Origin of the sequence: Nonomuraea candida (assembly GCF_000725485.1) — a bacterium.
GTDB lineage: Bacteria > Actinomycetota > Actinomycetes > Streptosporangiales > Streptosporangiaceae > Nonomuraea > Nonomuraea candida.
This window is the reverse complement of record NZ_JOAG01000061.1, coordinates 52,117-60,887: the sequence shown is the minus strand read 5'-3', so window position 1 is coordinate 60,887 and position 8,771 is coordinate 52,117. Positions and strand designations below refer to the sequence as shown.

Genomic DNA, 8,771 nt, shown 5'->3' with positions numbered 1-8,771 from the left:
TTCCTGGCCCATTGGGTGATGCGGGCGCCGTCGTTGGTGGCCAGGTTGTAGACGTCCAGGGCCTTGCCGCTGTTGCGGTTGACCAGCACGTACCACGCGCTGGTGTCCACCGTCGCGGCCGACGCCTGGGGAACGGGCAGCCCGGCCACCAGGAGCAGCGCGGCCAGGACCGCGAGCACGCGTCTCACAGGAACCTCCAGAGATTGGTGTTCGCGCCGTTGTCGTCGGCGAGCACGACCTGCGCGCCCTGCGCGGTCCCGGCCAGGCCGAGGACCCGGCCGCCGTTGCCGCACTGGATGCGGAACGCCGTGCCCGAGGCGTGACGCAGCCGCCAGCGGTGGTCGGCGGTGCCGTTGTCGGCCCACTGCACGACCCGCGAGCCGGCGGCGGTGCCCATGTTCTCCACGCCCAGCACCTTCTGGCTGTGGGAGTTGCGCAGCCGCAGGTGACCGGCGGTGTCCACGACCGCCGTCCACAGGTGGTCGGCGGTGCCCGTGTCGCCCCACTGCACGACGAGCGCGCCGTCGGAGGTGGACATGCCGGTCACGCCGAGCACCATCCCGGTGCCCACGTTCTGCACGCGCCGCGCGCCGTTCGGCACGAACCGCCACAGGTTGTCCGGGCTGCCGTTGTCGGAGTCCTGGACCACCGCGGCGCCGTTGGCCGTCGAGCCGTTGCGGACGCCGAGCAGCTTGGAGCTGTGCACGTTGCGGATCCTGACGGAGCCGTCGCCCGCGTCGATGACCGTCCAGCGGTGGTCGGCGGTGCCGTTGTCGGCCCACTGCAGCACCCGCGCGTCGTCGGCGGTGGACATGTTCTCCACGCCGAGCACCTTGCCGCTGTGCACGTTGCGGAAGCGCAGCGCGCCGCCGTCCACGATCGGCACCCAGTCGTGGTCGGCGGTGCCGTTGTCGGTCCACTGCAGGGCGGGGCCGCCGTCGGCGGTGGACATGTCCTGGATGCCGAGCGCCAGCCCGCTGGCCGCGTTGAGCAGCCGGAAGCTCGCCGAGCCGCCGCCCTGCCCGCCGGTGTTCCAGTAGACGACGTAGTTGTGGCCGTGCGCGTCGTGGAACGGCCCCAGCCGCACCGGCGCGCCGTCGGCCGTGGCCGTGAACGACAGGGAGGAGGAGCCGGTCCGGGTGATCGAGGAAGGGACCAGGGCGGGGGCCGCCGACAGGGCGGTGCCGCCGTAGTCGCCCGACAGCACGACCGGGCCGTAGGTGACGGCCTGCACCTGCGGGTTGTCGTTGGCGGCCCGCAGCACCACCCGCATGGGCAGCCGCACGGTGACGGTGTCGCCCGACGCCCACGTCCGGGTGAGGGCGGCGTAGGAGCCCGGCGTGGTGGCGACGTCCTGCTCGACCCCGTTGACGCTGATCGTGGCGCCCTGGGTCCAGGCGGGGATGCGGATGCGCATCGTCCACGACCCGCCCGCCTCGCCGGTGACCCGCAGCGACGTGGTGTCGCCGACCGGGTAGGAGGTGGTCTGGGTGACCGTGATGCCGCGCCGGGTCCAGGTGAGCGTGGAGGGCACGAACAGGTTCACGAACAGCGTGGTGCCGTTGTGGAAGTAGATCGAGTCCATCAGCTTGGTGTTGGTCTCGATCCCGGTGCCCTGGCAGCACCAGAACGAGTTGTAGTCCGTGCTCCAGGTGCCGCCGCCCCAGGCCGGGCCGACCCCCCGCCGCCCGCCGGGGTTGAGCGGGGTGAAGTAGGTGACGTGCCCGTGCGCGTCCGCCGGGTTCTGCTGCCCGATCAGGTGGTTGAGCAGGGCGTTCTCGTAGTAGTCGAAGTAGTCGGCCCGGTCCGGCGACAGCAGCCACAGCTCCCGGGTCAGCTTGAGCATGTTGTAGGTGTTGCACGCCTCGCCGGTGTCCCTGGTCAGGTGGGCGGCGATCGCGTTGGGGGCGCGGAAGTGCTCGGCCTGGCTGTTGGAGCCGTTCACGTACGTGTGCGCGCCGACGGTGATGGACCAGGCGTTGGCCGCGATGTCGCGGTAGCGGGTCGTGCCCGTCGCCTTGTACTCGCGGGCCGCCCCGATCCACTTGGGCACCTGCGTGTTGGCGTGCAGCCCGTTGAGCCGGTCCTGGCCGGCCGCCAGCGGGTCGAACACGGCCGCGTGGTCGAACCGCTGCGCCGTGGCCAGCCAGCGGGCGTCGCCGGTCATCTGGTACAGGTCCGTCAGCACCGCGTTCATGCCGCCGAACTCGGTGCCGAGCATGGCCTGCATCCGGCTCGACCCCAGGCGCGAGGTGCGGGCGTCCACCCAGCCGGCCAGGGCCAGCAGCACGGTCCTGGCCTGGGTGTTGCCGATCAGCCGCCAGGCGTCCAGCAGCCCGGCCATGGTCTTGTGGATGCAGTAGTACGGCACGTTGCCGTTGGTCAGGGTGCGGTTCTCCACGGCCGTGATGTCCGACTCGGGGAAGCCGGACAGGTAGCCGGCGCCGAATCCGGCGGCGGCGTTGTTCGCCTGGCAGCGGGCCAGCTCGGCCACCATCCGGTTGGCCTTGTCCCGGCAGACGGTGTCGCCGAGCACGGCGTACGCCTGCGCCCACGCGGTCAGGAAGTGGCCCTGCATGTGGGAGCGGAACGGGAAGGTGGGCGCGTCCCAGCCGCCGTTGGCCGCCGCGCCGCCGGTGGACAGGCGGTGGTTGGCCCTGAAGACGTACAGCAGCCGTTCGACGTCGACGAAGCGCAGGTAGGCGAGGGTGCGCTGCTGGTTGTCCAGCCAGCGGCCGGAGGTCAGCCGGACCTCGCCGAGGTCGAACTCGTAGGCCGAGACGCCGAGGTCGGGCCTGGCCCAGGGGACCGCGGCGGCGTGCACGGGGGAGGCGCCGGCCACCTGGCCGGCGACCGAGAACGCGGCGGTCGCGCCCGCGGCCTGCAGGAGCTGACGACGGCTCAAGGACATGGGGTGCTCCTCGGAGATGGGGGCGGGGACCGGTCACCGCCGGTCACCACGGGGGGGTGTTAGCGCTAACAGTCAGGTGCGGCAGCCGCTCACGGCACGAATCCCTTCCGCGGGCGATGCGGTTCCGCTCTCCCGGATCACGCCGCACTGCTCGCTCACGAGAAAGTTTCACAGAAGTTACCGGGTGACAACCGGTACGTTGCGAGAGATTGAGGATTACGTTGCCGTCCCCGGCGGAGGCGCCCGGTCTTCCCGGGCCGTCCTCTGCCCCGGGCGGCGGGGCCGACGCTCAGGCGTCGGCCGCACCGCCCGGGGGGGCCGTGGCTACGGCGTGGCGCCCGCGTCGTAGGTCCACTTCTGGTTGCTGCCGCCCCAGCAGCTGTAGAGCTGCAGCCGCGTGCCGTTGCCGGTGCCGCCGCCGGCGGCGTCGAGGCACAGCCCGGACTGCACGCCCACGATGGAGCCGTCGGAGTTGACGCGCCACTTCTGGTTGTCGCCGCCCCAGCAGGAGTAGATCTGCACCCTGGCGCCGTTGCCCGTGCCGCCGGCGTCGAGGCACTTGTCGCCGTAGACCTTCAGCTCGCCCGCCGAGGTCCGCGTCCACTGCTGGTTGCTCTGGCCGTTGCAGTCCCACAGCTGCACCTGCGTGCCGTCGGTGGTGGCGGCGTTGGGCACGTCCACGCAGCGGCCGGAGGCCGTGCTCCTGATCTCCCCGTCACCGCCGGGCGGCGGGGTGGTGGTGCCGCCGTTGAGCGCGTTCAGCACCGAGGTGTAGGCGGGCTTCTTGTTGCCGTTGCCGTCGAAGAGCAGCGCGGCGGCGCCGGAGCCGAGCCAGGAGTCGGTGTCGCGCACCCCCCACACGGTGATGCCGGTGCAGCGCGGCACCGCCAGGCAGTCGTTGACGACGTTGGCGTACGTGGTGGCCGAGCCGCCCTGGATGTCCAGCTCGGTGATCTGCACGTCGACGCCCAGCGCGGCGAAGCTCTGGATGGTCGTGCGGTAGTTGCTGTTGTACGGGCTGTTGCTGTTGAAGTGGGACTGCAGGCCGACGCAGTCGATCGGCACGCCGCGGGCCTTGAAGTCTCTGACCATGTTGTAGACGCCCTGCGTCTTGGCCCAGTTCCAGTTGTCGATGTTGTAGTCGTTGTAGCACAGCTTGGCGGCCGGGTCGGCGGCGCGCGCGGTGCGGAAGGCCACCTCGATCCAGTCGTTGCCGGTGCGCTGGAGGTTGGAGTCGCGCCGCCCGCCGGAGTTGCCGTCGGCGTAGGCCTCGTTGACCACGTCCCAGGCGTAGATCTTGCCCCTGTAGTGGCCCATGACGCCGTTGATGTGGTTGATCATCGCCTGGCGCAGCGAGCTGCCCGACAGCTGCTGCATCCAGCCCGGCTGCTGGGAGTGCCAGGCCAGGGTGTGCCCGCGCACCCGCTTGCCGTTCTGGACGGCCCAGTTGTAGATCCGGTCCCCGGCGGTGAAGTTGAACTGGCCCCGGTTGGGCTCGGTGGCGTCGATCTTCATCTCGTTCTCGGCCGTCACCATGGTGAATTCGCGGTTGGCGATCGTGGTGTAGGCGGAGTCGCCGAGCTTGCCCGCCGCGATGGCGGTGCCGAAGTAGCGGCCGCTCTGCGCGGCCGCCGCGCCGAGCGTGCTCGCGGCGGCGTCCGCGGGAAGGGGCGCCGTCAGCGCGGCGATCAGGCCGAGCGCGCCGAGCGCGCCGGCGATCAGCGCGGGCCGGCGCCCGGCGGCCGGGCGCCGGGCGGGGGGCAGGGGTCCGGCGGGCAGGGGTCCGGCGGGCAGGGGTCCGGCGGGTGGGGACCCGGGGGGTGTGGACATGGTGTCGCTCATGCCTGAGCCTCCATAAGCGAGTCATGGGAAAGGAGCGTGCGGGGACGTCCGCCGCATCGGAGCCGCATCGGCGCCGCGTAGACGTCCGGACCGACGCCGCATCGACGCCGTGCTCGCGAGGGAGCGCGCACCACCTGGGCGTCGTGACGGCGGATTCCTGCCGCGCACCACCGATCCGGCAGGGGAGGTCGTCTCGGGCACTCAGTGTGTGGATCTTCCCGAAACTTGTCAAGGAAGAGTAAAAACTTTCGGTGATCGCCCTTCAGGCTCATGCGGCTTGCACTGGCCAGATGGGTCTTCGGCGGGTTTGAAACTTTCGGGATGCGGTGTCAATCGGGGGCTCCAGATGAAAGTTTCACCGCGGCCCGCGATTCTCCGGGCCCGGCCGGACCGCATCGTCCGAGGTCATCCTGCCCGTCGGCCGACGCGTCCCGTCCCGTCGGTGCCCGGCGTCTCTTGACAGTAGGTTTCCGCCTCATATTTGCTCCGTCCCGCCACCACCTCCCATCCGGCCCGAGGAGGAGGAGTCCGATCAGCAACCTGCTTTGTTAGCGCTAACAAGCAGGCGTTCGCCCGATGCGACAGGTCTCCGCCGCGACGGCGGCACAGAGAGGCGGAACCATGAAAGAAGCGCGGCCCAGGACGGCGCGCGGCAGGCGCGCCGGTCTCGGAGTCGGCCTGGCGGCCCTGATCGCGGCGGCGGTCACCGCTCTGTCCATGTTCCTCACGGTCACGCCGCGGGCGTCGGCGGCGGCCCTCACCGAGGTGACGAACTTCGGGGCCAACCCCGGCGGCCTGCGGATGTACCTCTATGTTCCCGACCGGGTGGCGCCCCGGCCCGGCGTGCTGGTGGCGATGCACGGCTGCAACGGCTGGGCCCCCGGCTTCCACCAGGGCACCGAGTTCGCCTCGCTGGCCGACCGGCACGGCTTCATCGTCGTCTACCCGCAGGCGAACAAGAGCGCCAACGGCATGTCGAACTGCTTCGACGTGTGGTCGGAGGCGGCCCTGCGCCACGGCGGCGGCAGCGACCCGGTGTCGATCGTCTCCATGGTCCAGCACGTGCTGCAACGCCACAACGGTGACCCGGAGCGGGTCTTCGCCACCGGCTTCTCCTCCGGCGCGATGGAGACCCTCAACCTGCTGGCCACCTACCCCGACGTGTTCAAGGCCGGCGCGCCGTTCGCGGGGGTCCCCTACGGCTGCCTCGGCCCCGCCGGGTGCGGGAACAAGACGCCGCAGCAGTGGGGTGACCTGGCCAGGAACGCCTACCCCGGCTACACCGGGCCCCGGCCGCGCGTGATGGCCTGGCACGGCACCGCCGACTCCGTCCTGCCCTACACGATGCTGCAGGAGGAGGTCGACCAGTGGACCAACGTGCACGGCCTGAGCCAGACCCCTGCCTCCACCGACAGCCCGCAGCCGGGATGGAGCCGGCGGGTCTTCGGGTCGGGGCAGGTGGAGGCGTACACGGTCAACGGCGCCGGCCATGACCTGCCGCACGCCGGGATGGCCGCGTACGCCATCCGCTTCTTCGGCCTCGACGGCGGCTCGTCCACCACGACACCGACGTCGCCGCCCGCGGGGCAGCTCAGGGGAGTGGGCTCGGGGCTCTGCCTGGACGTGCCCGGCGCGGCCACCGCGGACGGCACGCAGGTGCAGCTCTGGGACTGCAACGGCCAGGCCAACCAGCAGTGGGCCGCCACCGCCGACGGCGAGCTGCGGGTCTACGGCGGCAAGTGCCTCGACGCGGCCGGCACCGGCAACGGCGCCAGGATCCAGATCTACTCCTGCTGGGGCGGCGCCAACCAGAAGTGGCGCCTGAACTCCGACGGCACCGTCACCGGCGTGCAGTCCGGGCTGTGCCTGGACGCGGTGGGCCAGGGCACCGCCAACGGCACCCGGCTCCAGCTCTACACCTGCCATGGCGGCGCCAACCAGCGCTGGACCCGCACCTGACCCGCCCGCATGACCGCCGGCCCCGCTCGCATGACGGCCCGGCCCCGCCCGGATGACGGCCCGGCCCCGCCCGGATGACGGCCCGGCCCCGCTCGCATGACCGTGTGGCCTCGCGAGATGACCTCGCGCGGTCAGCGGACGACCTGCCAGGTCCGGTGAAGACGGCCATGCCCGCCTTCACCGGACGACCATGCTCGCCCGACTTCGGAGGATGATCATGAAAGCCGCCTCCCCCCTCCGGCTCGGCGTCCCGTTCAGGCGCGCCGCGCTGCTGATCGTGGCGCTGCTCTGCGCCGTCTCGATGGTCCCCGGCACCGCCAGGGCGGACAACCCGATCGTCCAGACGATCTACACCGCCGACCCGGCCCCGCTCGTGCACGACGGCCGGGTCTACCTCTACACCGGCCACGACGAGGACGGCTCGACCTACTTCACGATGAAGGAGTGGCGGCTCTGGTCGTCCGCCGACATGGTGAACTGGACCGACCACGGCTCGCCGATGAGCGTGGCCACCTTCAGCTGGGCGAGCGCGGACGCCTGGGCCGGCCAGGCGATCCACCGCAACGGCAAGTTCTACTGGTACGTGCCGGTGAAGGACCGGGCCAGCGGCCAGATGGCCATCGGCGTCGGCGTCTCCGACAGCCCCACCGGGCCGTTCACCGACGCCATCGGCCGCCCGCTGGTCAGGAACGGCGAGATCGACCCCAGCGTCTTCATCGACGACAACGGCCAGGCCTACCTCTACTGGGGCAACCCCAACCTCTGGTACGTCAAGCTCAACCCGGACATGATCTCGTACTCGGGCAGCCCCGCCCAGATCCCGCTCACCACGGCCGGCTTCGGCACCCGCACCGGCAACCCGAGCAGGCCGACGTTGTACGAGGAGGGGCCCTGGGTCTACAAGCGCAACGGCCTCTACTACAACGTCTTCGCCGCGAAGTGCTGCTCGGAGTTCATCGCCTACTCCACGGCCCCCGGCCCCACCGGCCCCTGGACCTACCGGGGGACGGTCATGCCCACCCAGGGCAGCAGCTTCACCAACCACGCCGGCATCGTCGACTTCAAGGGCGGATCGTACTTCTTCTACCACAACGGCGCCCTGCCGGGCGGTGGCGGCTTCACCCGCTCGGTGGCCGTGGAGAGGTTCGCCTACAACGCCGACGGGAGCATCCCCACGATCACCATGACCACGGCCGGGGCTCCGCAGGTGGGCACGCTGGACCCGTACGTCCGCCAGGAGGCCGAGACGATCGCCTGGGCGTCCGGCGTGGAGACCGAGCGCTCCGCCGAGGGCGGCATGAACGTCGGCTGGATCGAGCACGGCGACTACGTCAAGGTCAAGGGCGTCGCCTTCGGCTCCGGCGCGAGGTCCTTCACGGCCCGGGTGGCCTCGGCGGCCGGTGGCGGGCGCATCGAGCTGCGCCTCGGCGGCGTCAACGGCACCCTGGTCGGCACGTGCGCCGTGCCGGGCACCGGCGGCTGGCAGACGTGGACGACGGTCACCTGCCCGGTGACCGGCGCGACGGGCACCCATGACCTGTACTTCACCTACACCGGCGGCAGCGGCTACCTGTTCAACGTCGACTGGTGGCAGTTCACCGGCGGCTCCGGCGGGAACCTGCTGGCCAACGGCGACATGGAGAGCGGCACCACGGGCTGGGGCGCGTCCGGCGGCACCCTGTCGTCCGTCACCTCCCCGGTGCACGGAGGCGCGCGGGCGCTGTCCATCGACGGCCGCACGGCGTCGTGGCAGGGCACCACCCAGGACGTGACCGCCAAGCTCACCAACGGCAAGAGCTACACCACGAGCGTCTGGGTGCGGGCGCACGCCGGCACGCCCAGCGCGAAGGCGACCCTGGCGGTCACCGCCGGCGGCACGACGACCTACCACCAGCTCACCCCGGCGACCCCGGTCGGCTCCGGCGGCTGGACCCGGCTCACCGGCACGGCGACCGTGTCATGGAGCGGAACGCTGACCGCCGCCACCTTCTACGTCGAGACGGCCGCCGGCACCGACGGCTTCTCCGTCGACGACGCCTCGTTCCAGTAGTGCTCCCCG

At 71.4% G+C, this 8,771-nt stretch carries 5 protein-coding genes; 2 read left to right on the top strand and 3 right to left on the bottom strand.

The features are described 5' to 3' along the window. The 3 genes from IO39_RS39440 to IO39_RS39430 form a co-directional block, all read right to left on the bottom strand. Positions 1-188: RICIN domain-containing protein (locus IO39_RS39440; RefSeq protein ID WP_043635200.1), on the bottom strand; the 188-nt coding region annotated here is incomplete at its 3' end. Then, positions 185-2,911, bottom strand: coding sequence for a beta-L-arabinofuranosidase domain-containing protein (locus tag IO39_RS39435; RefSeq protein WP_043635198.1), 2,727 nt, complete (start codon positions 2,909-2,911; stop codon positions 185-187). The genes IO39_RS39435 and IO39_RS39440, both read right to left, overlap by 4 nt. Positions 2,912-3,235: 324 nt before the next feature. Continuing rightward, positions 3,236-4,753: an endo-1,4-beta-xylanase gene (locus IO39_RS39430; protein ID WP_245642541.1), complete on the bottom strand. Its 1,518-nt coding sequence runs from the start codon at positions 4,751-4,753 to the stop codon at positions 3,236-3,238. A 621-nt stretch (positions 4,754-5,374) separates the two neighbouring features. On the opposite strand from IO39_RS39430, the gene IO39_RS39425 reads away from it, so the two are divergent. Both IO39_RS39425 and IO39_RS39420 read left to right on the top strand, forming a co-directional pair. Next, positions 5,375-6,712, top strand: a complete 1,338-nt coding sequence (locus IO39_RS39425; protein WP_052423951.1) for an extracellular catalytic domain type 1 short-chain-length polyhydroxyalkanoate depolymerase — start codon at positions 5,375-5,377, stop codon at positions 6,710-6,712. A gap of 217 nt (positions 6,713-6,929) precedes the next feature. Then, the gene (locus IO39_RS39420; RefSeq protein WP_052423950.1) at positions 6,930-8,762 is read left to right on the top strand and encodes a family 43 glycosylhydrolase; all 1,833 of its coding nucleotides are present in this window, start codon (positions 6,930-6,932) and stop codon (positions 8,760-8,762) included. The last annotated feature ends 9 nt before the right edge of the window (positions 8,763-8,771 follow it).